Here is a 22,475-nt window from a genome sequence, read left to right on the forward strand (position 1 = left end):
AAACTCTAGCTACTTTCTAATCGGATAAAGTAAATAAAAATTAAAAAATTCAATTTAATATTAAAATAAACTATTTAACCTTTGAGGATCTTTGATTTTTAAAAAAATTCTGACCTGAATTTTAAGTTTTATTCTACCAATAAATTCAAGTTCTTCTTCTGGTGGAAAAATTTGTGTGAGTTTTTGAAGCTGAGATAATTGAAGATCATTGATAAAATCAGCATCTATAAGGGTATAGCTTACTTTAATCATTCCTATTTTTCCTAACTCAGATCTTAATAATTCTTCATCAGGATGATCCCAATATGTTTGCAAAATGGTGTTATTTTCTTTATTTTCTATCACATAAGGTATTTGTTTAGCACTTTTAAGATGTTCCCATGGTAAACACTCATTCCAAGTGCCATTGGGTAGTAGCCAACCACTTAATCTTACTTTTGAATTTATATACATTTTTAACCTTTCGAAAGTTGAATTGTCATGGTGCCCAGAACTAATAACTATCTGAAAGGATTATAATTTAAATTTAAAATAAAAAAAACAAAAACAATTTAAATTAACAATAAATTTTTGCGATAAGGAATTTAATTTGTTATTTTGAAGAAGGAAATGGTTATTTTTAAATTTCTAAAGAACTACAAAAGCAATTTAGGCTACACTACATTTGGTATTTTAGGATTAATTTCATTTATTGCTTTATTGGCACTTATTGTTTTTCCTAAAGTATCAAGCTTTAAAGCAAAAGGGCAACAATCCGAAGCTAGAATAAAATTAGTTAAAGTCTATAATTCTTTATATGCATATCGACTTGAAAATGGATCTTTTATTGATACACAACAAAAAATTGTTTATTTAGAAGATCTTAAAGAATTAGATCCTTATTTTAAAGAAGATTTTTATAAAAAAAGTAATAAAAATGATAAAGTTTTTTTGATTAGCACTCCAGATAAGTTTGCGGCTGCTTATGTTCGGGTATTGTCTAACGGAGAGTTTGATATTCAAAGAATAAATTCAAAAAAACAATTTTGTTATATGTTAAATGGATTGGAAGAAAAAAAAGTAAACTGTGATGAATCTCAAAATTATTTTGAAAAAAGTAAATCAGATGAAGTAAAGTATGCTCAAAAGTTAAAAATTTTAGAAAATGATTGAATAATTTTTTTAATAATTAATCTTCTTGAAGAGTTGAAAAGATTAATTATTAATTCATTTAGAAATAAAGTCACTTATCAATAATTATTTAATTTTAACTAGACTTTCTTTTTCAACCCAATCGATTAGCATTTCAATATTTGCATATGTAGTTTGTGAATTATTAGCAGAGCAACCATTTAAAGAAGAAAGAATTCCAATTATAAATGGATTACCATTATCTAAATAGTAAATAGGACCTCCGGAATCTCCAGGTTTCATCTTATCTTTTACACAAATTGATTCCATAGCTTGAGCCGCAGTAAGTCCATTGGTTTTTAAATCAGCATCACTTGGTTTAATAACAGAGGTATCTACAAATTTATTAGTAGCAAATCCAAAAGCAATCACATTATCATTTTGTTTTATATTTTTAGTTTTTGAATAAATTGGAATAATTTCTGCATAATTAAATTCCTTTCCTATTTTTAATTTAATAAATGCAATATCAGCAAAAGTATTAACATTAGGCCAATCTTTGTGTGTTTTAATTATATCAATATCAAATCTTCCTATTGATTCGGATTTGGAAAAACCTAAATCAATGCTTGATATCCCAAAAATATCATTATAAGGTGCAACATCATTTTTAAAGCAATGTGCAGCAGTGATTATTAAATTTTTTGAAGCAACCCATCCAGTACAAATTTGACCATTCGGATTTGGAGTTTTTTTATCTCGCAAATAAATTTTAGCAATATTATTTTTTAATTTATCTTTAATATTTATTGGAGTAGGTGTTGGAGTAGGTGTTGGTGCTTGTGTTGATCCTGATTTTGTGCACCCAAGTATAAATATAAACAGCAAAATTGAATTTAAAATATTTTGAACTTTAAGATTTAAATAAGTCATATTGACTCTCTCTAAAAATTTGCAAATATAAAAAAGATTAATTTTTATCTAAATAAGTAACAAAAAATTTCAAATATTGATTAATATTAAAAATTTTTAATAAATTTTAAAAGTCAATTTCATGGCATGAGTTTTTAATTATTTAAATATAAAAGTTAAATTAGTATTTAATTTTTATATTTCTTGATATTTTATTATATTTCAAGAGAAATTTTAATTATTAACTTCAATAATTTAGAATTATGGTATTTTAGTCAGCTAAGAGTAAAAGTTTTTAATTAAATATTAAAATAAATATTTAATTAAAAAAAACAGAAAAAATTTGGAAGATATGAACATAAAGGAGAAATTGATACCTTGGGGTTATCTTTTTAGTATTTTTCCTGGTAATTGATTGTTATTTCAATGAGGATCAATCAATTGATATCCAAATCCATGAATAGTTTCAATCATACTGCCGGCAGCACCTAATTTTTGTCTTAAGCGTTTAATATGAGTATCAACTGTTCTAGTGTTTACTTGTCCCTCATAACCCCAAACTTTTTGCAGAAGGGCTTCTCTGCTTTGAAGTTTTCCAACTCTTTCACATAAAAAAACTAATAATTGATATTCCGTTGCAGTTAATGAAATAACTTCATTATTAACAGTTACTTTAAATTCATCAAGAAATATTTTAATTGTACCAACTGAAATAATTTTGGAAATATTTTGATCAAAAGGGTCTTGTGAAGGATTGATTTTCTCTCCTTCTTTTGATGAAGGATTGTGAGAAGTCTGAAATTTTAATGCATGTGATCTTCGTAATAAGGCATTTACTCTGAGCATTAATTCTCTTGGCGAGAAAGGCTTTGTGATATAATCATCTGCGCCTGCTTCAAAGCCTTCGACTTTATCTTTTTCCTGGGAACGAGCGGTTAGTAAGATAACAAGTATTCCAGCAGTAGAGGGATTATCTCGAATGTTCTTTAAAATTTCTGTGCCGTAAATATTAGGTAACATAACATCTAATAAGACAAGATCAGGCATAAATTGCGAAATAAGTTCAAAAGCACCATTACCATCAAAATGCGATTTGACGTCATAATCTCTAGAAGCTTCAAGAGTATATTTTAAAAGATTATTTAAATCTCTGTCATCTTCTATGATGAGAATCCGAAGCTTTTCTTCCTTCATTTTTACTTGTCTTCTTTCGCAGCAGAGTTGCTTTCAAGAGCTTCCTTTTTAATTTTTTCTTGGAGTTGCATAAAACCATCTAAAACAGCTTCTGGAGTCGGTGGGCATCCTGGAACATAAACGTCAACAGGAATAATTTTATCAACACCTTGCATAACATGATAAGCACGATAAAAACCGCCCGATGAAGCACAAGCACCCATGGAAAGCACCCATTTTGGTTCAGGCATTTGGTCATATATGCGTTTGATGACAGGCCCCATTTTCTCAGTAATCGTCCCAGCTACTATCAATAAATCAGCTTGTTTTGGAGAAAAGCGAACAACTTCTGCTCCAAAACGAGCCAAATCGTACTTAGGTCCCATGACAGACATCAATTCAATTCCACAACAAGCAGTTCCAAAGGGATAGGGCCACAACGAGTTTTTCCTTGCCCAAGCTACCAACTCCTTTTGCTTGGTCGTTATATAAAATTCACTTCCATAATTGTGGTGCTTCATAAAAAAGCTCTCCTATATATTACTAATTCACTATTTGTATTATCCATTATCTATCGGAAACAATGGGACTTTACCAAAAAAATCAAGGACTAGATTCAATGCACATTCCTTTGGTAAGCTCATTTTTACAGTATCACCAAAACCTAAATAAGCGCAGGAGTCTGGTCCATCAACACAGACGAGACCTTGGCGCATTCGAGAGAAAAACAACAATGATTTTTCATTTCCGTCAATAGAGAATTGCTTTAATTGTAGGGATTCGTTTCTGGGGGTGTAAGGTTCTCTAACTGCGGCTAAAATTTGTGGTGAAAGAAGATCTAACTTTTGAAAGCCATACGAGGATATAGCGGCTGTGCTGCCTGCAGCAGTTGATACCCATAGCCCGCTAGACAATTGCTTTTCAGAAGCAAATTCAGCGGCAAAATCAGCAGAAAAAATTCCTAACTGATAGCGGCTAGTTGCGGCAGGATGTCGATTGCAAAGAAGAACATCATTCAATGCTAAAGGAACGATTTGTTTTCGTGAAACTTCAAGTTTTATTCTTCTAACACTCTTTGTTGAATATTCTTTATTTATAATGCAGCAAATAGCTTTTTCTATATCATTTGGAACGATAGGACACATATGTCCTACTGAATGTGCGGGACAGGAATTAATTCCTAGCAAAGCAACTTCTCCACCCACATGATGACTAGCATGCAAAAGTGTACCATCTCCGCCTAAAGAAATAACAATTTTCATTTTTGGATTTAGGCCTGAGTTTTTACACTTGTCATTATAGTAACAAATATTATTTGATGCGAGCTCGTCTAAATTAAATATTTTATAAGTTATTGAATATTTTTCTAATGCTTTTATTAAAATATCCCTACTATTTGTATGCTCATTATGTGCTTCTTGTAAAGGAACTGGTGTTTGTTTATCTCTTTCCAAGTAATCAAAAAAATCAATATTGATTTTACTTTTTGTATAGCGCTCTAAGGTTGTTTGTTTTTGAATAATAAAAACATCAACATCATTTTGCAAAATAAGTACCTTTCAATTAATCGGAAATCTTTTTGCACTCTAAAAATTAATTTAGAAGAGCAGGGTTGATTTTAATTTTATCACTTTTTTCATATGAAGAAAGAATATACTTTTGAGTTTTTGTGGCGAATTCTTGGCTGTTCATACCTGTCATTTGTTTTTTTAGAGCTTCAATTTCATCTTTTGAATTTGTTGGCGATGTTTTCACTACTAATTTTACAATAGCTTTTTTCGTTCCAAAATCTAATACTTTTTGGATTAAATCACCAGGATTTTTAAGAGTAAATATATTTTGTGCTAGATTATCAGCCACACCAAGTTCGCTTATGAATGATTCAGAAACTTTATATTGTTTAGAAAGATATTGCCAAGTTATTTTGTTTTCTGTCAAAATAGTATTTAGCTTTGCAATATTTTTTGCAGATAATGTTTCATTTACTTCTTTTAAAAGATTTGCTTCTAGCTTTTGTCTGATATCGCTTCCAATCAATTGCTCTGCTAATTGAAGCTTTACATCATCAAAAGATTTTGTAATTGCAGGTTTGCCTTCCACAAATTTAAAAATGCGGAAACCAAAAGGTGTTTCGACTATTGTAGAAAGTGGTTTTTGAGCAGTTAAGCTGAGAGCAGCACTAACTGATTTAGGATCCATATTTGATTCATCAATAAATCCAATATTGCCGCCGTTGTTTTTTGCATTTACATCATCATTTTTATCTTTTGCTAACTTAGCGAAATCAGCGCCTTTTGCTAATTGGGCTTGAATTTCTTCAATTAGTTTTTTTGCCTCTGTAGGTGTCCTTTTTAAGGCTTCACCTTGTGCACGTTGTGCATCTTTATGAGAAATTAGGATAGTTAAAGCTTTTACTTGAGCTTTTTGTGAAAATTGATTTTTAGAATTATTATATAATTGTGTTAAATTATTTAAATTGTTTTTATCATTAACGTATTTTTGTGATTCTTCCAATACTTTTTGCTTTAAAATAGCGTCAGGTAAAGTAATTAATGCATATTGTAATTTAAATTCTGTAGAATTAATTTTATTTTGAATTTCAGCTATATTTGTACTTATTGGGGTTGGTAAATAAAGTAAATTATTAAACTTTTGAATTTCTAATTGTTGCTTTAAAAATGAATAAAAGCTCAGTTCTGACATTTGTTGTGAAGCTATATAGTTTTTAAATGCCTGCATATCAAACTGTTGAGTTTTTGGATTTTGAAACTGAGGTATGCTTCTAATTAAAGTAGCCATTTCTACATCTGAAACGTTCCAGCCAAGATTTTTAGCTTCTTCAGCTAAAACTTTTTCTTGAATCATGCGTTGAATGAGTTGGCGAGCAAGCATTTTTCTTTGCTCAGGTGGAGTGTCTTGGTTTAGTTGACTTGAAATAATTGCAGCAAATTGTTGCATTTCTATTTTTTCAGAACCAACTTGCGCTGCTGTATTTGGATCTAGCCCAAAAAGACCTGTTGGATTCAACCTACCGAAGCCAGTAAAGACAAACGCAACAACAGCAGTAATGATGATGAATCCTAAGACAAAAGACTTAGTACTAACCGATGAAAATATTTTAGTGTTTAAGCGCACAGCAAACTCCTCTGCAAAAAACCGTCAACATTATCTCGCACTTTTTGAGAACAATTTCAAACTTTATAGAGAAAGATCTTTCTTTTTTCTTCAGAACAACTTATTATTTTCTGTAAATTCTGATTTCTGCAAACTTGCTTTTATTATAGACGTTTTTATGTGGGTTAAAAATGATACAATTTAAAAGATACGGTTTTTGGCTGGTATCTGTAGTAACTCTCATCTTTACTATGTTCTTTTTTTCAACAACACATCCTACAAAAAAAGAATTAAGTATATTAGAAAAAATAGTTTATTCAATAAGTAAACCTGTTGAAATGATTTTTCTTTCATCTAGTCACTTTATTTATACAACTTATAATTCATATATAGATTTAAAAAATGCGAGAAAAGAAGCTGACACATTATCACGAGAAAATGCTGAATTAAAAGTGAAAATACGTACATTAGATGATATTATTTTAGAGAATAATAGGTTAAGGAAACTATTAAATTTATCGGAGAGAGTATCGGTAAAATTTATAACTTGTGAAGTAACGAGTTCTGATCCTTCATTTATATATAAAAATGTTCGAATTAATCAAGGTTCTAAAAATGGAATTCAGCCTGGAATGGGAGTGGTAGCTGAAGAGGGCGTTGTTGGAGTTGTGATGCGTGTAGCGGTCAATCACTCTGATGTTTTATTGCTAGTAGATCCAAACAGTAACTTGGATGTTATTGTTGCACGTAATAGAAGAAGAGGAGTTCTCCAAGGTGGGACAGATAACTCTATGCAATTTAAGTATTTGGAAAGAGGAAGTAGTATTTTAGTTGGAGATGAAATTGTAACTAGTGGGTTAACAGGAGCATTTCCCAGTGGAATTTTAGTTGGTAAAGTGACAAATATAAGGGTAAATTCAGATGGAGTTACCCAGACAATAGAAGTTAAACCCGCAGTCAATTTTTTAGATTTATCTGAAGCGCTTGTGCTATTAAATCCAAATAGAGAAGTAGATGTAATTCGCAAAGTTGGTGGTGTTGATTGGATGAAAAAATTACTAGAATCAAATGCGGAGAAATCTGGTGGCTAGAACTAATTATTTAAGAAGCAAAACATCACATTTTTTCTTCTCATTATTATTTCTGATTTTTCTAGTTTATTTACAAGCATGTGTCCTTGCTAAAAGTTCTTCTTTGTGGCTACATATTGATTTAGTTTCGGTAGCAGTTATTTTTGTAAGTATCCAACATTTTTTACCACTCGCATTAATAAAAATATTATTTATCGCTATATTACTTCAAGCAAATTCGTCTATACCAAGTGGTTTTTATATTATGTATTTTTTGTTAATTATTGTTTGTTCACATGTTTTATCAAAAATATTTTTATTTAATAGCTATTTTGGACAATTTTTTATCTTTTTAAGTCTATTTTTTCTAAAATTTTTTCTTTTCTATTTTACAATCCAAAACAGAGATTTTTTAACTTTAGCAGGATTATTTTCCATTTCATGGAAAGGATTTATTTCTTCACTAATTATTTCATTACCTTTATTTAAATTTTTAAACTTTCTTGATTCTTTTTTTGAATTTATTCCTTCTCATGATAAAAAGAAGTTAATAGATCTTTAAATTTATTGTTGGAGTCGGATAATGCTTGATAATAGGTCAAGACAGGAGTCTGTTTCAGATCCAAGTCGAAGAAATATTATAGTTTCCTGTTTTTTAGGTATTACAGCGGCTATTACAGCTCGTCTTTGGTATTTACAAATTATTAAAGGAACTGATTTTTCTGTTGCTTCTGCAAGGAATAGAGTTAGAGAAATTACTAGGCCAGCTCCTAGAGGACTTATCTACGATCGAAATAGTCGTATTTTGCTTTCAAATAGATTATTTTTTGATTTAATTGTCATTCCACAATATCTACAAAATAGGCCTAAAACGCTTTCAATTGTTTCTGACTTATTTCATATTCCCATCCAACAAATTGAACGAAAACTTTTAGATTCTCAAGCAAACCCTAAATTTGTACCTGTGAGAATAAAAAGAAACTTGTCTCTCCATGAAGTTGCAACGCTTGAATCAAATAAATTCTTTTTACCTGGAGTTGATGTCGATTCGGCTCCAAGACGTGATTATTTAGGAAATGAATCAGCTCATTTGTTTGGATATCTTGGTGAGGTTACTGCAAAAGAATTAGATATTTTAAATTCACAAGTATCAAACTATCAATACAGAGTTGGATCGATCATTGGAAAAACAGGGATTGAAAGAAAGTATGAAAAATATTTGCGTGGAGGTGAAGGGAGAGAAGCATTACTAGTTGATGCATTAGGTAGACTACAAGCTGAAAACTCACTTGATATATCATTAAATTTAAGTAGGCCAGCGCAAAGAGGTAATGATGTTTATTTAACAATTGATTCTGACTTACAAAATATAGCCACTGAAGCTTTTCGAAATAAAAATGGAGCTATATGTGCATTAGATCCAAATAATGGTGAAATTCTTGTTTATTTATCTAATCCAAATTATAAATTAGCTATGTATCAAGATGGTTTAACAATGGAAGATTGGCAAAATTTAAGATCAAACCCTTTTAAGCCATTACTTGATAAAGTAACAGGAGGAGCTTATCCTCCTGGCTCAACTTTTAAAATTATTGTTGCTTTAGCTGCTTTGGAAGAAGGAGTTGTTACTGCTGAAAGAAAATTTAATTGCCCTGGATACTTTGTATTGGGTAATGGAAGATGGAAATGTTGGAAACATACTGGGCACGGGCCAGTAAATATGTCAGCAGCTTTGGAATTAAGTTGTGATGTTTATTTTTATAATGTTGGAAACCTAGTGGGTATAGATCGCATAGCAAAATGGGGTAAATTATTTGGACTAGGTGAGAGAACAGGCCTAGATTTAAATATGGAATTACCAGGAATTTCCCCATCAACTGAGTGGAAATTACGTACAAAAGGACTTCCATGGTTAAGTGGTGATACAATTAATGCTTCCATTGGCCAGGGTTTTAATTTATGCACTCCTATTCAAGTATTAAATGCATTTGCTGCTGTTGGTAATGGTGGCACCTTATATAAACCCCATTTTCTAAAGAAAATTGTTGACAGTCAAGGGAAAGTTATATTCGAAGAAAAGCAAACGGAAATTAGGAAAATTAAAATTAATCCTGCCAATTTAGCTGTTGTAAAAAAAGGTTTATTTGATGTTGTGCAATCAAATATTGGTACGGCAAAACGTGCCAGAGTAGAAGGATTTACTGTCTCAGGAAAAACGGGAACTGCCCAAACTTCTGCGCTTAAATTTACAAAAGGTGTTAATCAAGAAGATGTTGCTTTTAATGCTTTAGATCATGCTTGGTTTGCTGCTTATAGTCCTAGTGATACTCCAGAAATAGCTGTTGTTGTTTTTAGTGAATATGATGGTGGCGGTGGAGGTGCTAATGCTGCCCCAATTGCACAGCAAATTATAGAAGCATATTGGCGGAAAAAGTTTCCTGAGAAATTTGCAAAACCTGTTAAGACAAGTTTGGTTCCAAGAAGACAAAAACAAATATTGGATAGTAATTCAGATTTAACAAATGAAAATATTCCAATAGAAAGAATGAATGAGCAAAACCCAACAGATGGTCAGCCATTAAATGAGCCAGTTGTACCTGAAGAATTGAGGTAAGTTATGATTTTATTTTCATTAATAAAAGATCGTTTCAAAGGTATGCCTTGGGGTATAGTAATAACATGTTACTCAATTATTTGTATTGGTCTTTATAATCTATATAGTGCTACCAATGCGTTTTACTATCCTGCAAGATTTTATGATCAAATTATATTTATTTTAATTGGAACTTTTGCTGCTATTTTTTGGGGAGTATTACTAGATATTAAAAATTTGGAGAGATTAAGTTTATTTGGTTATATAATAGTTTGTATTATGTTATTAGCTGTTGATATATTTGGACGCAGTGCAAAAGGTGCTGAACGTTGGTTGGTATTAGGTCCTGTAAGAATTCAGCCAAGCGAATTTGTAAAGTTTGTGATTATATTGATAGTTGCAAGAAGTTTTAATTTAATGAAAGGATTTTCTGAATTTTCTCTTTTGAGTTTGTGGAGACAAATTTTATTTATTGGTGTTCCTTTTTTATTAATATTAGCTCAACCAGATTTAGGAACAGCTAGCTTAGTATTGCTTATTTCTGGTTTACAAATTGCAACTATAAAAGTTAGAGGAAAAAGTTTATTAACAGTTTTATTTATTACTGTTACGTTATCGATTTTAGCCTGGAATTTTATTTTGTATGATTATCAAAAACAACGAGTATTAACTTTTATTAATCCAATGTTAGATCCCCGTGGCTCAGGTTATCACTCTATTCAGAGTATGATTGCAGTTGGAAGCGGTGGACTTTGGGGACAAGGTTTTGGTCAAGGAACCCAAGCAAAACTAAATTTCTTACCAGAACGGCATACAGACTTTGCCTTTTCAGTTTGGGCAGAAGAACATGGGTTTATTGGTTGTTTAATTTTAATATTTTTATTTTCAATATTAATTATTCAAATATTTCAAATAGCTGATAGAGCTAGAGATTCTTTTTCAGTATTAGCAACAGTCGGTGTTGGGGCTTTTTTTCTATTCCATTTTGTAATTAATATAAGCATGGTTTTAGGTGTATTTCCTGTTGTTGGTGTGCCTTTATCATTTATCAGCTATGGAGGAACACATATGGTTACTGCTTTGAGTTGCATTGGTATTGTAGTTGCCGTAGAAAGAAAAAGGTATTTATCAACAACATCTTTTTAAGAGGTTTTTTGTGACAGAAGAATTGGTGCAAGAAAAAAACTCAAAAATGAAATTATTATTTATCAGTGGATTCATTTTTTCGCTGATTTGCGCTTCATTATACTTATTTTTGACAGCACTTGAGGATGATCACAAAGTAGATCAAGCTCCATTAAATAATCAGCAAAATAAAATTAGAACAGAGAAATTTCATTAGGTTAATAATAATGCGTATTTTAGGAATAGATCCTGGGACAAGAATGGCTGGATATGGAATTATTGAAATCCAAAATTCAGGAAAAATATTGGCTGTAGCTGCAGGTGCTTGGGATTTAAATGCGAATCAGGAATTAGCCTCTAGACTCGCTACTTTAGCTATTGAGTTTCGCCGTGTAGTGGCTGCTTATGCACCAACACATTTATGTATTGAACTCTCATTTTTAGCTGAAAACCCTAGATCTGCATTGTATTTAGGACATGCAAGAGGTGTTGTGTTATCTGAAGCTCATCAATCTGGTCTAAAAATAAGTGAAATTAGTGCTACTTCAGCAAAAAAAATTATTTCAGGAAATGGGCGTTGTAATAAAAATGAAATTGCTAAAATTATGAGTTCATTATTAGGATTTCAAATGCAAAGCCTTCCTCTTGATGCAACAGATGCTTTATCAATTGCTTGTGCGGATGCAATGCGAATAAAGCAATCATCTTTTCATTCTAGTAGTATTATAGATAAAAGTGATAGCAATAAAAAAATTTTAGAAGAATGGTCAAAATCTAAAAAACAAAAAAGAAGGTTACAGTTTTTTTAATGTCTAAAATATTATCTTTCTTATTTTTATTATTCATATCTTTAAATCTATACGCACAAAAAATAAATCAACAAAAAGAATTAGAGATAAATTCAATTCCTACTAAATATAGTCTGTTAAAATTTACTATTTATTCCCCATACACAGATCTATCCCTTGCATTTACAGATGAAAACTATAAAAAAATTATAGAAAATATCTCAATAGGTCTCATAAATAATTCAGCGGAAAATATTATTGGTTTAGGAATAAGTTTAGGTGTTTTAAAGGTCAAAAATAATTTTTATGGCCTAGGGATTTCTTCTATACATTTTTCAGAGAATGAATTTAATGGCCTACAAATTGGCCTTTATTCGCAAGTCGCTTTGATGAATGGAGCTCAATTATCCTTCCTTGCAAATTCTAATATAGTAAATGGAATTCAGCTTAGTGTTGTAAATTTTGTAGATGATTTAAATGGCATTCAAATTGCTCCGGTAACAAATTTTGCAAAAAATATAAACGGTTTACAATTAGGAATATATAATCATGCCGATGAAGTTTCAGGAGTTCAAATTGGAATAGTAAATTATGCTAAAAAAGTTTATGGCTCACAGATTGGATTGATAAATATTGCTGAAGATTCACATGGACTTTCTTTAGGAACATTATTTTCAATGGATCAAACAAATGGTTTTGCAAAAGTATATTTTGCATCTGAAAATTACTTTCCATTTAATTATGGTTTGAAAATTGGAAATAATTTACTCTATAGTATAATTGAAGCTTCTCCTAATAATTATAATATTGATAAAAGGATTTTAGCTCTTTCTTTATTAAATTATAGTTTTCTATTTTTTCCTTTTGATTTTAATGTATCTTTTGGTTTAGGAACCCAGTTGAGTATTGATAAAATTTTTCTAGCTTTAGAATTAAAATGGTTAAATGTTGCTGAACAAGATAAAAGTAAATCAATTGGTGAGCATTTTTCTCTTCATTATTCATTATTAACTGGATATAGATTAAGTAAACAAACAGAATCTTTTCTGAAGTTTTCAGTTTATGATTTAAATATTCCTGGAAAGTTTGAACTTATTAATGTCCCAAATTATCTGCCTAATGCTCAATACTTATTTACGCTTGGGTTTGGTTTTCAATTTTTTATTTTTGGAAGTGATCGGTTTTAACTTTTCAATTATTAGTTTTATTTCACCTAATTCAGTCTGAATTTTTTGATATTTATCTTTAATTTCATTTAATTCGATAATTTTTTCAAAGTAGCTTTTTGTGTCTAAATTTCTTAGAAATTTTTGATAGGATCTTCTTGATCGTGGGATTAGCATTGATAAAATTCCGTAATTTTTTCTTTGGTGGAATTTTCTAAATTGTCCATCATAAAATGGATCTAATGAGTTTGCCCAAAATTCTGGTAATGCAGATGTAATTCTTATAGGAAATAATGCATCAGTGAAATAAATTAAAGAAGGCCTGAGTTCTGATCTAATATTTGGGTATTTGCTTGATAGTTTACTTAAAACTCCTAGTGCACCAATATTTATCCGCCAATGCTGAGAAGTTTTTTCACAAAAGGGTAATATTAATTTTAGGTGATCTGGTTCACAAAACTCAGATATTAAATTAAATGCAGCATGTTCTAGTATTCCATTAAATGATTGTTTATTTAAAAAGGAAAATGCAAAATTTAGTATTTTTTTTCTGTTTTCTTCAGAGCGAAAAAGAGAATATTTTTGTGAAATAAGTTGAATAGATTTAATTGCAATTTCCCGACAATTATAAGTTTCTTTTTCATTTTCAGCAATTTTTATTAGTTTATCTAGTAAGGTTATTTGTTTTGATTGAACACAATTTGCTTGTGAATAAATTAATTCTGCTTTAGATAATGGTTGATCATCATTTAGTAACGATAATAGGTTTGCTCCTATGACTTGTCCTTGCTCACTGATTAAACGGTACGTAGAGGCTCTAACTCTAAAATTTTCTTCAATGCCTAGCCATTTTCCAATATGACTAAAATTTTCTTTATTATTATAGTAACGACAGATATTTTTAGCTGCTAAGTATTTAAAATATGAATATTTTGAATTTTTTAGTTTAAAAATTTCAGAAATAAATGATTCAGGATATTTTTGAATAACTTCACCTATAATAGTTCCATTCGGGTCAAAAATACAAAAAGATAGCTTTTCTTTTAAAGGAATAGATATTTTTTTATTTTTATCATCAATCGTTACTTTAATTTTTTCTTCTTTTTCATTTGCATATTTTAAATAAATGAAAGTTTCTAAATAAAATTCAGGAAATTCTTTAGAAATATTTTGTTTCTGTGAAATATTAAAATTTATTATTGCAGGATCATAACTAGAATATTCACAAGAAACTTCAAGTTCTGGATGACCCGCTCTAAATATAAAGTTATCAAAATGAACAGTTGTATCGATACCTGTAACTGTTTGAATAGCATTGATAAGATCTTTTGTTTCTACAGCTTTAAAGGCATTGTGAGTTAGATAATAATGCACGGAGTTTTTAAACTCATTTTCTCCTAAAATATCTCTTAAATAATTTAAAAATAAAGCACCTTTTTCATATAAATGAGCATCAAATATCTCAGAAACATATTCGTATTGATTGCAAACAATAGGTCTCATATAAGATTTAGATTCACTTAGATAACCAGCTAAGTAATTATCATGTGCATAAAAAATACCGCTTACTTTACCATTAGTATGTTCATCCCATAGCATTTCACTTTGAGTAGCGAAACCTTCATTAAGCCAGCCTTCACTCCAAGTTTTACAGGTGAGTAAATCTCCAAACCATTGATGTGCCATTTCGTGCATTACTAAATAAGTTCTTCTTTCGTTTCCTGTTGCAAATAATTTTGGCCCTAAAACCTCGTCAGTATTTATGGTAATACTTGTGTTTTCCATACCTCCATATAGAAAATCTGCAACAAATGCTTGGCCATATTTGCCCCAAGCAAACTCATAATTCCAATAGTTGGAATAAAATTCTAACATTTCTTTAGTTTCTAAAAGAATTTCGGATTTCATATTTTCATACTTGAAAGGTAACAGCAAACTTATTTCTTTATTTCGCCATTCATCACTAGCAAAAGCCATATTGCCAGCAACAAAAGCAACTAAATATGGTGAATGTTGAGAATACATTTCCCAAATTTGAGTTTTATATTTTTCTTGAATTTTTTCTGATATTTTTATGCCATTAGACAATGCATTCCATTGGCTTGGGAAAGCAAATTGTAAGGTTGTGGTTATTTTTAATCTAGGATCATCTTGGCAAGGAAACCAATATGGTGAGTCTGAGTCTTGACCTTGAGTCCATACACAATCATAAACTGCATGACTTTTTTTATTCGCATGGACAAAATAAAAACCAGCATTCGGTTCATGAATTTTATAATTTATTTTTAAAATAAAATAAGCATCTTTTTTTATATTCTTAGAAATTTCTAAATCAATTTTATTACTATCAGTAGCAAATTCACATTTTTGATATTTTAACGATTCAATTTTTTTATAATCTGGAATTTTTTTATTTTCTAGATTAAATAAATCTTCAAAAATAATATTGCAAATTGAAACTGAGTTAATTTTCATTTCATAAGCTTCTAAATTAAATCTTGATAAATTTTCAGATTTGTTTTCAAAGACGAGATAACAATCACCAAATAAGGAATTATTTTCAAAATCAATAATAATATTTAAATACATATGTCTTTGTTCTGCTAAACGTGGAGCATTGTATATTCTCTTGATTTTAGGATTTGCAGGAAAACGTTGAAAACCAAGTGTGTTATCTTCTGAAAATTGTTGAAACTCTAACGCTTTTTGTAAATGTGATCCTATTATCATAATCAAGCCTCCTATGCTACTATAGGAGTAAATTTTTTAGTTTTACTTGTAAATGCAGAAGTGAAGATTTTTTAAGTTAAGTTAACTTTTAATTTTTAAGGAATTATCCATTCTACCCATCTATTATTTTCAGCTTGCTCTAGAATGTCTTTTAATACTTTCGAATAGTTTAAACACTTATAAAGCTCTAAATTTTTACTTGTAACTTCTATCTCCCAATTTTTTTTAAATTTTGGAAGTAATGCCTCATTGTCCGTATATTTTAATGGCTTTTTAAAAATAGCAGACTCATTTTTTTGCCCTCTTATTAATAAAACTTTTTTCTTATCAGGAGTCTGTATATGTTGTTTTTTATAGATAATATGTTCATTGCAAGTAGTTTGGAAATTTAATAATTTACTTTCATCTATTGGTCCGTTAGCCTCATCAATATCACTAATCAAAAAGTAGCCAAAAATATAATTATTCGGTTCCCCATTGAGAACAAAGTTTTCTTTTTTTGAATCATACTTTTGTAATGTAATTGAAAATAATAAAAGATCATCTTTTTTTAGTTTACTTAATATACTTATATATTGATTTCTACTTTCTCCATAAGTAAAAGTATAGAACTCAGGATCGACATGACCTGTTCCGTCATCTACAAATGAACTCATGTGCATGCCACGTAAATTGAGATTTTGGCAATTCATTTTAGAATAGTGTTTATGATTATGATGTTTGCTCGTATTAAAAGAGGTTTCCAAAGGTGATGGAATGTATTCGTAGGTATTATCTTTAAAAATAGGAGAAAGACCTCTATTATCTTTCAAATTAGCACCAACATGAATGATAAAAGCATTATTCATAAAAACACCCTAAAATTGAAAAAGCCTACAAATATTATGTAGGCTTTTAAATTATTTTTAAAGAGCGAAGTAACAAAATTATTTTGCTTCTTCCTTCTTACCTTTTTTTGCTTTCTTGCCTTTTTTCGCTTTCTTTTCTTTTTTGCCGGCAGCTGGAGCTGCTTCTGCTGGAGCTGCTGCAGGAGTACCTGCTGGAGCTTGTGCAAGTGCTGGTGTAACTAAAGAAACAAGAAGAGCGGATGATAACAATGATGGAATCAATCTCATAATAAAGCTCCCAAATGTCCGGGCTAGAGCCAACGGAATAGTCTAAGAAATTGAGTATCCTACTAGAAATGCACTTTAAGAAGAAAGTTTATTTTTTTGTAGGCTCTCAATATATTAAAACTAAAGAAGAGATTTTTTTATTCCCTTACAGAAACTTTTTTATTTTCCGTCAATAAACTGACTAAGCTTTGGTTAAATTAGCTATATAGGGGAGATTGCGGAATTTGCCATTTAAATCGAGTCCGTAACCAATTACAAAGTTTTTTTGAATTGTAAAACCAATGTAATCAGCTTGAATGGAAAATTCGTGGGCTTCTGGCTTATCTAATAATGAACAAACTTTAATAGATAATGCTTTAGTTTGTTTTAATTCATTTAATAGAAAATTAATGGAACGTCCTGTATCAACAATATCTTCTATTACAAGTACGTGTTTGTTTTCAAGCGATGTTGGTAATGGAGTTACTAACTTAACAGTTCCAGAGCTACTTGTTCCTTCATAGCTCTTAATCCTGATTGTTTCAATTTCAGTTGGCATTTCTAAATTTCTAACTAAATCAGCACCAAATAAAATTGCCCCATGTAATACAATTAATACAACTAAAGTTTCTTTGTTACCATAGTCTTTATTAATCTGTTCAGCTATTTTTTTGGTACGTTCTTTGATATCTAATTCACTGAATAAAACACCAACATTCATTAAAGTACCATCTACTTGAATTTGCATTTACAAAAACTCCAAAAAAAAAACTAAATTTCTAAAGAAACAGCAGCCTTTAAAACAATGTTCGCCATATCAGATGCAAATCTTGTTCCCATATCCATTACTTCTGAATGAGATAATTGTACGTGTTTAAGTCCAGCCCCGTAATTTGTTAAACAACTAAGAGCGGCAACTTTTGCACCTAATTGCCTAGCAGCGATAGTTTCTAAAACAGTGCTCATACCTACTGCACTTGCACCCAAAGTTTTAAACATTCTTATTTCAGCAGGAGTTTCATAATGTGCCCCAAGAACCCCATAATAAACTCCATCATAAATAATGTGATTGCTAGAATGTGCTATTTCTTTAATTTGGGATTGCCATTTTTTGTCGTAACTTTCTGTCATATCAACAAACTGAGCACCAAAGCCAATTCCATATTCACCATTTAATGGGCTCATACCAGTAGCATTTATGTGATCTGTTAAAATCATCATTTTTCCCAATTCCCACTCTGTATTCAGACAACCAGCCGCATTTGTCAATATAATTCCTTTTACACCCCAAGTTATTAGGCTTCTCAAATTGTGCACAACTTCCCCTGGGTCATTGCCTTCGTAAGCATGATTGCGACCTCTTAAAAAAGCAATTTCACGAGTTTTTTGATTTCCTGAAGATAAACTTGCAGTTACTGTCCCTATGCGAAGATCTCCAGAATGGCCTTGAACAGTTGAATTTTTAAAACCAGGAATTTCATTATAATGGACTGTTTTCATTTCCTGAATTTTGGGAATGGCATCGGATAATCCAGAACCTAGAACGATTGCAATTTCAGGTGCGTTGCCATGCCATTTTGTTAAAAAATCAACACTTTGCTGAACTTTGTCTTTATATTTTGTCATTTTCATGGATTTTCCTTTAATTTTATTGCAGTTTTCTGCTTCCTAGAAAAAACTCAATAATAGCTATCATAAAGAGGATAAATATTGGAAGAATTAAAACAAAAAAATGAAAATAGATAAAACCAAAAGTTCCTAAAATTGCACCAATACCAAAAAACAATAGTGTGAGGAGATTCACCAGTAAAATATCGATTTGTTGTTTTGAGTATACTAACTTGAGAGGAATTAATATAGCTGTTGATATTTTTCTATATTTTATCCAACTGAAAGGAATAAAAAACAACGGCTTAATACTAAAATAGAAAATTGTACCTAATGCACTGCCTATATCCGTAGCAGTACCTGTCATATGTGTTGTTCTAATATGTGCACCTTGTTTTTTTCTTAAAGTGGCATTTTGTAGTCCCATAGCAAAACTTAAAACTAAAAAAAAGTTAGCATGTCCATATGAATCATAAGTGAGTTGCAAATCTGAATAATAAAATGTTTCATACATAACATAAAGCAATAAAAGTGCTTCTAAAATTACAGGTAAAATTAGAGTTATCCCTTGTTCTTCAATAGTCTTACCTTTCATTAATATTGCTGTGGTAGCGGAGCCTAAAATAAAAAATAAAACAGCAGTAGATGAAGTTAAAGCTAAGATATAGTAGTGTTTAGAATATTCAACTGCTGCATAAGTAGCATGTCCAGAAACATGTGAAACAAATAATCCAAATCCTAAAAAACCAATGGAATTCACTAAACCAGCAACAAAAGACAATAATGAACCTAATCCTAATTTCCTTGATACTCTAAGTATCAAACTTTCTTGATTGTCTTTTTCATGAGTTGTTTCCATGCTTCATTATACTTATTACAATTCATTTTCTGCAATAGTTAAATTTTTTTGATAATTTAAAAAAGCATTTTCAACAGGTTTTGGAGTTAGGAAATCTATTCCTGCGTCAAGAAGAATTTCTAATGGAGCTTTTGAGCCGCCCGCTTTTAACAAATTAAATATTTGTTTTCTAGTTGTGTCAGGATCTTTTAATAATGCTTCAGATAAAGCTAGAGAAGCGCAGTAACTAGTAGCATATTTATAGACATAAAAAGCGGAATAGAAATGTGGAATCCGCATCCATTCATGCTTTATAAAATCTGGAAAGCCACTGTGTTCTTCTCCATACCATTCTTTATTCATATTTAAGAAAAGTTCTTCAAGTCTTTCTGGAGTAAATGCTTCGTTTTGATCCACTATTTTTGCAGCTTCTCGTTCAAAATTTGCAAATAAAACTTGTCGTAATACAGTCCCCTCAAAATTTTCAAGATTTTCAGATAAAACATATTTTGCTAGGTTTGAGCCTTTTTTCTCTCGCAAAATATATTGACTAAGTAATGCTTCATTCAATGTACTAGCAACTTCTGCAACAAAAATTGCATAATGTGCATTATGGTATGGTTGATTTTTATTGCTATAATATGAATGCATAGAATGCCCTAATTCATGGGCTAAAGTATAAACATCACCTAAGGTTCCAGTCCAAGTTTGCAGCATATAAGGTCTTGAATCATATGTTCCCCAAGAAAAGGCTCCAGATCTTTTTCCTTCATTTTCAGCTCTATCAATCCATCTTTCTTTTGTTAAACCTTTTGTTGCTATTTCAACATATTCATTGCCTAAAGGTTGAATAGCTTTTAATACAAGATCCCTTCCTTCTTCCCAAGAAAAATATGAATTTTCATTGCTTTCATATAAAGAAACATATCTATCATAAGGATAAACTTTATCTAATTTAAGTATTTTTTTTCTAATTCGCATACTTTCATGCAGAATATTTAAATTAGCTTTAACATTTTTAATTAAATTATCATAAAGATCTATAGGTATATTATCATCAAACAGTTCGCTTTCAAGAAAACCAGAAAATTTTCTAATTTTTGCAATATTTGAGCCTGTTGACATATTCCCATAATAATTTGCTGTTATAGTATTTCTCCATTTTGCAATTTCTTGGTAATAAGACTGGAATGTATTTTCTCTTAATTTTCTATCTTTTGATTGCAAATTTAATGAATATCTTGAATTTGAAACAATATGTTTTTCACCTAATGAATCTAAAGCAGGTTCAAATTTTAAGTCAGCATTATTCCATTTGCTATGGATCTCATCAAATGTTCTTAAAGGAACAGAAAGTTTTGCTAAAATTTCTTCTTCCTTTTCAGTTAAAACATGCTCTTTACTTCTCAATAGTTCAGAAAGTGAGAATTTATATACATCCAAAGGAGATTCTTCTAACCATAGCTTTAAATTTGAGATGTTTAATATTTCTGGGTTCAAAAATGAAAATTTGGCAGTTAAGTTTGCCATTTTATTTTCAATTTTACCAACAGCTTCAGTTGCATGATTGTCTGAAGTGTCTTCAGTGCTTCTTAATTGAGCATAAACAAACAAATTTTCAAGTTTTCGGGACAAATTCTCCTTATACTTTAAACAGTCAAACAAAATCTCAGGTCTTATAGCGAGTCTATTTTTATATTTTTCTTGAATCACATTTTCAACTTCTTCTTCTGTGGGAAGCTTTTTAAAATTTTCTTCCCAATCCTTAAAGTCGGTAAAAAGATCTGATAGATCCCAAGTTTCTTCAATGTTGATTTCATTTCTATTTTTGATTTTTTGCATTTTCATTTTATCCTTTCGGTACATTTCAATCAAATTCATATACTTATAACATATTACTAAGATTTTTCTAATCAAGATTATTATAATATTTTATGATAAATTTAAGGTTCTTGAAGAAGCAATCATCTATCAGTTGTTTCAGTTTTTTTCAAAATAAATTTAAATGGATTATGAATAAAAGGATAAATAAATTGTTTCAAATATCCCTTTGGGTAATTTCCATTATGAACACCAGTACCAGAAGGCCAATTTTTGCTGGGGAGATAAAATGTTCCAAAAATTATATCTAGAAAAGGGAATAAAATGGCATAATTTTTTCCATAATATTTAGTTTCAATACAATGATGCCAAAAATGATATTGAGGAGAGGTTATGATATATTTTAAATATTTAAACTCAATTTTAATATTTGAATGAATAAAAACTGAATGAATGGCAATTATTACGATTAGAGTATTAAATGTGATAGGAGAAAAATTTAATATATAAATTGGTATAAAAGTAAAAGATCTTGTGACTAGTATTTCTAATAAATGAATTCGACTTCCAGCAAGCCAATTCATATGAATAGTTGAATGATGAATGGAATGAAAACGCCAAGTATATTCAAAAGAGTGATAAAATCTATGAATCCAATATTGAAATAAATCTACTATAAAAAGTGCTAAAATTAATTCAATAAAAAATGGTAATGTATCGATAAAATTTTGGATAAATTCTAAGTTTAATTTCCCAAAAAATATTTGTGCCGGAATTTTTATTGCAACGCTTAAAAACTGAATGAGTAAATGGCCTACTACAAAGTATATTAAATCAGTTTTCCATTCACTATGAAATAATTCCTGGTCTTTATATTTAGGAAAAACAATTTCAAATGGAATAAAAATAATAGACATGAGTAATAAATCAATTAATAACCAATCTAAACCTAAACTCCAACTAGTTTTTTCTACAGCTCTTCCTTGAATTGTTAAACCTTCAAAATAAATAGTTAAAGTTAAAATTACAAAAGAAATGATTGTTAAAGTTTTTTTTCTACTTAATATAAAACTAAGTAAAGCAAATAAGAAAGAAATAATAATAACAGTAAATAAAACACTACGCATAATTTCCGCAGTATAAATTTCTCTTAGATCTGATGTAGTTAATAATTCAGGAAATTTAAAACAAAATATCGCAAAAAATGCAAGGATAGATAAAAAAATAGAGATATATCCACTGATTTTTCCTTCTCCAAATATGAACTTTTTTGCCATGAAAACCTCTTAGAAATGAAATTTTGCATAATAATTCTCAAATATTAAAATATTTT

22 protein-coding genes are annotated in these 22,475 nt (G+C 29.9%); 8 read left to right on the forward strand and 14 right to left on the reverse strand.

Features of this window, described 5'->3' with window-relative positions; translation table 11 throughout:
* Positions 1-60: 60 nt before the first annotated feature.
* Complete coding sequence (locus tag GOY08_RS13775) at positions 61-453, reverse strand: hypothetical protein (RefSeq protein WP_158999504.1); 393 nt, start codon at positions 451-453, stop codon at positions 61-63.
* 156 nt (positions 454-609) lie between these two features.
* Here GOY08_RS13775 and GOY08_RS13780 point away from each other — a divergent pair, with 156 nt between their 5' ends.
* On the forward strand, positions 610-1,152 hold the full coding sequence (locus tag GOY08_RS13780) for a hypothetical protein (protein ID WP_158999505.1): 543 nt from the start codon (positions 610-612) through the stop codon (positions 1,150-1,152).
* An 84-nt stretch (positions 1,153-1,236) separates the two neighbouring features.
* Here GOY08_RS13780 and GOY08_RS13785 read toward each other — a convergent pair whose 3' ends face one another.
* The 5 genes from GOY08_RS13785 to GOY08_RS13805 form a co-directional block, all read right to left on the reverse strand.
* On the reverse strand, positions 1,237-2,043 hold the full coding sequence (locus GOY08_RS13785; RefSeq protein WP_158999506.1) for a S1 family peptidase: 807 nt from the start codon (positions 2,041-2,043) through the stop codon (positions 1,237-1,239).
* Positions 2,044-2,445: 402 nt separating this feature from the next.
* Positions 2,446-3,216, reverse strand: coding sequence for a response regulator transcription factor (locus GOY08_RS13790; RefSeq protein WP_158999507.1), 771 nt, complete (start codon positions 3,214-3,216; stop codon positions 2,446-2,448).
* 2 nt (positions 3,217-3,218) lie between these two features.
* A complete protein-coding gene (locus GOY08_RS13795; RefSeq protein WP_158999508.1) occupies positions 3,219-3,716 on the reverse strand; it encodes an NADH-quinone oxidoreductase subunit B in 498 nt (165 codons plus the stop codon).
* A 39-nt stretch (positions 3,717-3,755) separates the two neighbouring features.
* Entirely contained in the window at positions 3,756-4,742 is a 987-nt protein-coding gene (locus tag GOY08_RS13800) for an NAD(+)/NADH kinase (protein WP_158999509.1), read from the reverse strand.
* A gap of 46 nt (positions 4,743-4,788) precedes the next feature.
* Positions 4,789-6,330: a peptidylprolyl isomerase gene (locus tag GOY08_RS13805; protein WP_158999510.1), complete on the reverse strand. Its 1,542-nt coding sequence runs from the start codon at positions 6,328-6,330 to the stop codon at positions 4,789-4,791.
* A gap of 170 nt (positions 6,331-6,500) precedes the next feature.
* Here GOY08_RS13805 and mreC point away from each other — a divergent pair, with 170 nt between their 5' ends.
* From mreC to GOY08_RS13840, 7 genes are read left to right on the forward strand one after another with little or no spacing between them, the layout of a single operon-like run.
* Positions 6,501-7,400 (forward strand): rod shape-determining protein MreC, encoded by a 900-nt coding sequence (gene mreC, locus GOY08_RS13810; protein WP_158999511.1) that lies wholly within the window; start codon positions 6,501-6,503, stop codon positions 7,398-7,400.
* The gene (locus tag GOY08_RS13815) at positions 7,393-7,941 is read left to right on the forward strand and encodes a hypothetical protein (protein WP_158999512.1); all 549 of its coding nucleotides are present in this window, start codon (positions 7,393-7,395) and stop codon (positions 7,939-7,941) included. Before mreC ends, GOY08_RS13815 begins: the two co-directional genes overlap by 8 nt.
* Positions 7,942-7,962: 21 nt before the next feature.
* A complete protein-coding gene (gene mrdA, locus GOY08_RS13820) occupies positions 7,963-9,993 on the forward strand; it encodes a penicillin-binding protein 2 (protein ID WP_158999513.1) in 2,031 nt (676 codons plus the stop codon).
* 3 nt (positions 9,994-9,996) lie between these two features.
* Positions 9,997-11,118: a rod shape-determining protein RodA gene (gene rodA, locus GOY08_RS13825; RefSeq protein ID WP_158999514.1), complete on the forward strand. Its 1,122-nt coding sequence runs from the start codon at positions 9,997-9,999 to the stop codon at positions 11,116-11,118.
* A 10-nt stretch (positions 11,119-11,128) separates the two neighbouring features.
* Positions 11,129-11,314 (forward strand): hypothetical protein, encoded by a 186-nt coding sequence (locus GOY08_RS13830; RefSeq protein WP_158999515.1) that lies wholly within the window; start codon positions 11,129-11,131, stop codon positions 11,312-11,314.
* Between the two features lie 10 nt (positions 11,315-11,324).
* Positions 11,325-11,906 carry a crossover junction endodeoxyribonuclease RuvC gene (locus GOY08_RS13835; protein WP_158999516.1) on the forward strand — a complete coding sequence of 194 codons (582 nt, stop codon included), beginning with the start codon at positions 11,325-11,327 and terminating at the stop codon, positions 11,904-11,906.
* Positions 11,906-13,072: an LA_2272 family surface repeat-containing protein gene (locus GOY08_RS13840; protein WP_158999517.1), complete on the forward strand. Its 1,167-nt coding sequence runs from the start codon at positions 11,906-11,908 to the stop codon at positions 13,070-13,072. Before GOY08_RS13835 ends, GOY08_RS13840 begins: the two co-directional genes overlap by 1 nt.
* On the opposite strand, the gene GOY08_RS13845 is transcribed toward GOY08_RS13840, so the two are convergent.
* From GOY08_RS13845 to GOY08_RS13880, 8 genes are all read right to left on the reverse strand, one after another.
* Positions 13,016-15,781 carry a M1 family metallopeptidase gene (locus tag GOY08_RS13845; RefSeq protein ID WP_158999518.1) on the reverse strand — a complete coding sequence of 922 codons (2,766 nt, stop codon included), beginning with the start codon at positions 15,779-15,781 and terminating at the stop codon, positions 13,016-13,018. The two genes, GOY08_RS13840 and GOY08_RS13845, sit on opposite strands and share 57 nt — an antisense overlap.
* 95 nt (positions 15,782-15,876) lie before the next feature.
* Positions 15,877-16,629 carry an Nmad3 family putative nucleotide modification protein gene (locus GOY08_RS13850; protein WP_158999519.1) on the reverse strand — a complete coding sequence of 251 codons (753 nt, stop codon included), beginning with the start codon at positions 16,627-16,629 and terminating at the stop codon, positions 15,877-15,879.
* A gap of 78 nt (positions 16,630-16,707) precedes the next feature.
* On the reverse strand, positions 16,708-16,896 hold the full coding sequence (locus tag GOY08_RS13855) for a hypothetical protein (RefSeq protein WP_202914070.1): 189 nt from the start codon (positions 16,894-16,896) through the stop codon (positions 16,708-16,710).
* 181 nt (positions 16,897-17,077) lie between these two features.
* Entirely contained in the window at positions 17,078-17,623 is a 546-nt protein-coding gene (hpt, locus tag GOY08_RS13860) for a hypoxanthine phosphoribosyltransferase (RefSeq protein WP_158999520.1), read from the reverse strand.
* Positions 17,624-17,646: 23 nt separating this feature from the next.
* Entirely contained in the window at positions 17,647-18,507 is an 861-nt protein-coding gene (locus GOY08_RS13865; protein ID WP_158999521.1) for a purine-nucleoside phosphorylase, read from the reverse strand.
* 16 nt (positions 18,508-18,523) lie between these two features.
* Complete coding sequence (locus tag GOY08_RS13870; RefSeq protein ID WP_158999522.1) at positions 18,524-19,342, reverse strand: YoaK family protein; 819 nt, start codon at positions 19,340-19,342, stop codon at positions 18,524-18,526.
* Between the two features lie 15 nt (positions 19,343-19,357).
* Positions 19,358-21,163 carry an oligoendopeptidase F gene (gene pepF, locus GOY08_RS13875; protein WP_158999523.1) on the reverse strand — a complete coding sequence of 602 codons (1,806 nt, stop codon included), beginning with the start codon at positions 21,161-21,163 and terminating at the stop codon, positions 19,358-19,360.
* Positions 21,164-21,285: 122 nt separating this feature from the next.
* A complete protein-coding gene (locus tag GOY08_RS13880; RefSeq protein WP_158999524.1) occupies positions 21,286-22,419 on the reverse strand; it encodes a sterol desaturase family protein in 1,134 nt (377 codons plus the stop codon).
* Positions 22,420-22,475: the final 56 nt, after the last annotated feature.

The organism is Pigmentibacter ruber, assembly GCF_009792895.1.
GTDB classification, from domain to species: domain Bacteria; phylum Bdellovibrionota_B; class Oligoflexia; order Silvanigrellales; family Silvanigrellaceae; genus Silvanigrella; species Silvanigrella rubra.

Bases quoted from the DNA above. Each gene is read 5' to 3' on its own strand.
- GOY08_RS13790 (WP_158999507.1), bottom strand. From the start codon at position 3,216: ATGAAGGAAGAAAAGCTTCGGATTCTCATCATAGAAGATGACAGAGAT.
- GOY08_RS13795 (WP_158999508.1), bottom strand. From the start codon at position 3,716: ATGAAGCACCACAATTATGGAAGTGAATTTTATATAACGACCAAGCAA.
- GOY08_RS13865 (WP_158999521.1), bottom strand. From the start codon at position 18,507: ATGAAAATGACAAAATATAAAGACAAAGTTCAGCAAAGTGTTGATTTT.
- GOY08_RS13880 (WP_158999524.1), bottom strand. From the start codon at position 22,419: ATGGCAAAAAAGTTCATATTTGGAGAAGGAAAAATCAGTGGATATATC.
- GOY08_RS13785 (WP_158999506.1), bottom strand. From the start codon at position 2,043: ATGACTTATTTAAATCTTAAAGTTCAAAATATTTTAAATTCAATTTTG.
- GOY08_RS13840 (WP_158999517.1), top strand. From the start codon at position 11,906: ATGTCTAAAATATTATCTTTCTTATTTTTATTATTCATATCTTTAAAT.
- GOY08_RS13835 (WP_158999516.1), top strand. From the start codon at position 11,325: ATGCGTATTTTAGGAATAGATCCTGGGACAAGAATGGCTGGATATGGA.
- GOY08_RS13780 (WP_158999505.1), top strand. From the start codon at position 610: ATGGTTATTTTTAAATTTCTAAAGAACTACAAAAGCAATTTAGGCTAC.
- GOY08_RS13775 (WP_158999504.1), bottom strand. From the start codon at position 453: ATGTATATAAATTCAAAAGTAAGATTAAGTGGTTGGCTACTACCCAAT.
- mreC (WP_158999511.1), top strand. From the start codon at position 6,501: ATGATACAATTTAAAAGATACGGTTTTTGGCTGGTATCTGTAGTAACT.
- hpt (WP_158999520.1), bottom strand. From the start codon at position 17,623: ATGCAAATTCAAGTAGATGGTACTTTAATGAATGTTGGTGTTTTATTC.
- GOY08_RS13850 (WP_158999519.1), bottom strand. From the start codon at position 16,629: ATGAATAATGCTTTTATCATTCATGTTGGTGCTAATTTGAAAGATAAT.
- pepF (WP_158999523.1), bottom strand. From the start codon at position 21,163: ATGCAAAAAATCAAAAATAGAAATGAAATCAACATTGAAGAAACTTGG.
- GOY08_RS13870 (WP_158999522.1), bottom strand. From the start codon at position 19,342: ATGGAAACAACTCATGAAAAAGACAATCAAGAAAGTTTGATACTTAGA.
- mrdA (WP_158999513.1), top strand. From the start codon at position 7,963: ATGCTTGATAATAGGTCAAGACAGGAGTCTGTTTCAGATCCAAGTCGA.
- rodA (WP_158999514.1), top strand. From the start codon at position 9,997: ATGATTTTATTTTCATTAATAAAAGATCGTTTCAAAGGTATGCCTTGG.
- GOY08_RS13855 (WP_202914070.1), bottom strand. From the start codon at position 16,896: ATGAGATTGATTCCATCATTGTTATCATCCGCTCTTCTTGTTTCTTTA.
- GOY08_RS13845 (WP_158999518.1), bottom strand. From the start codon at position 15,781: ATGATAATAGGATCACATTTACAAAAAGCGTTAGAGTTTCAACAATTT.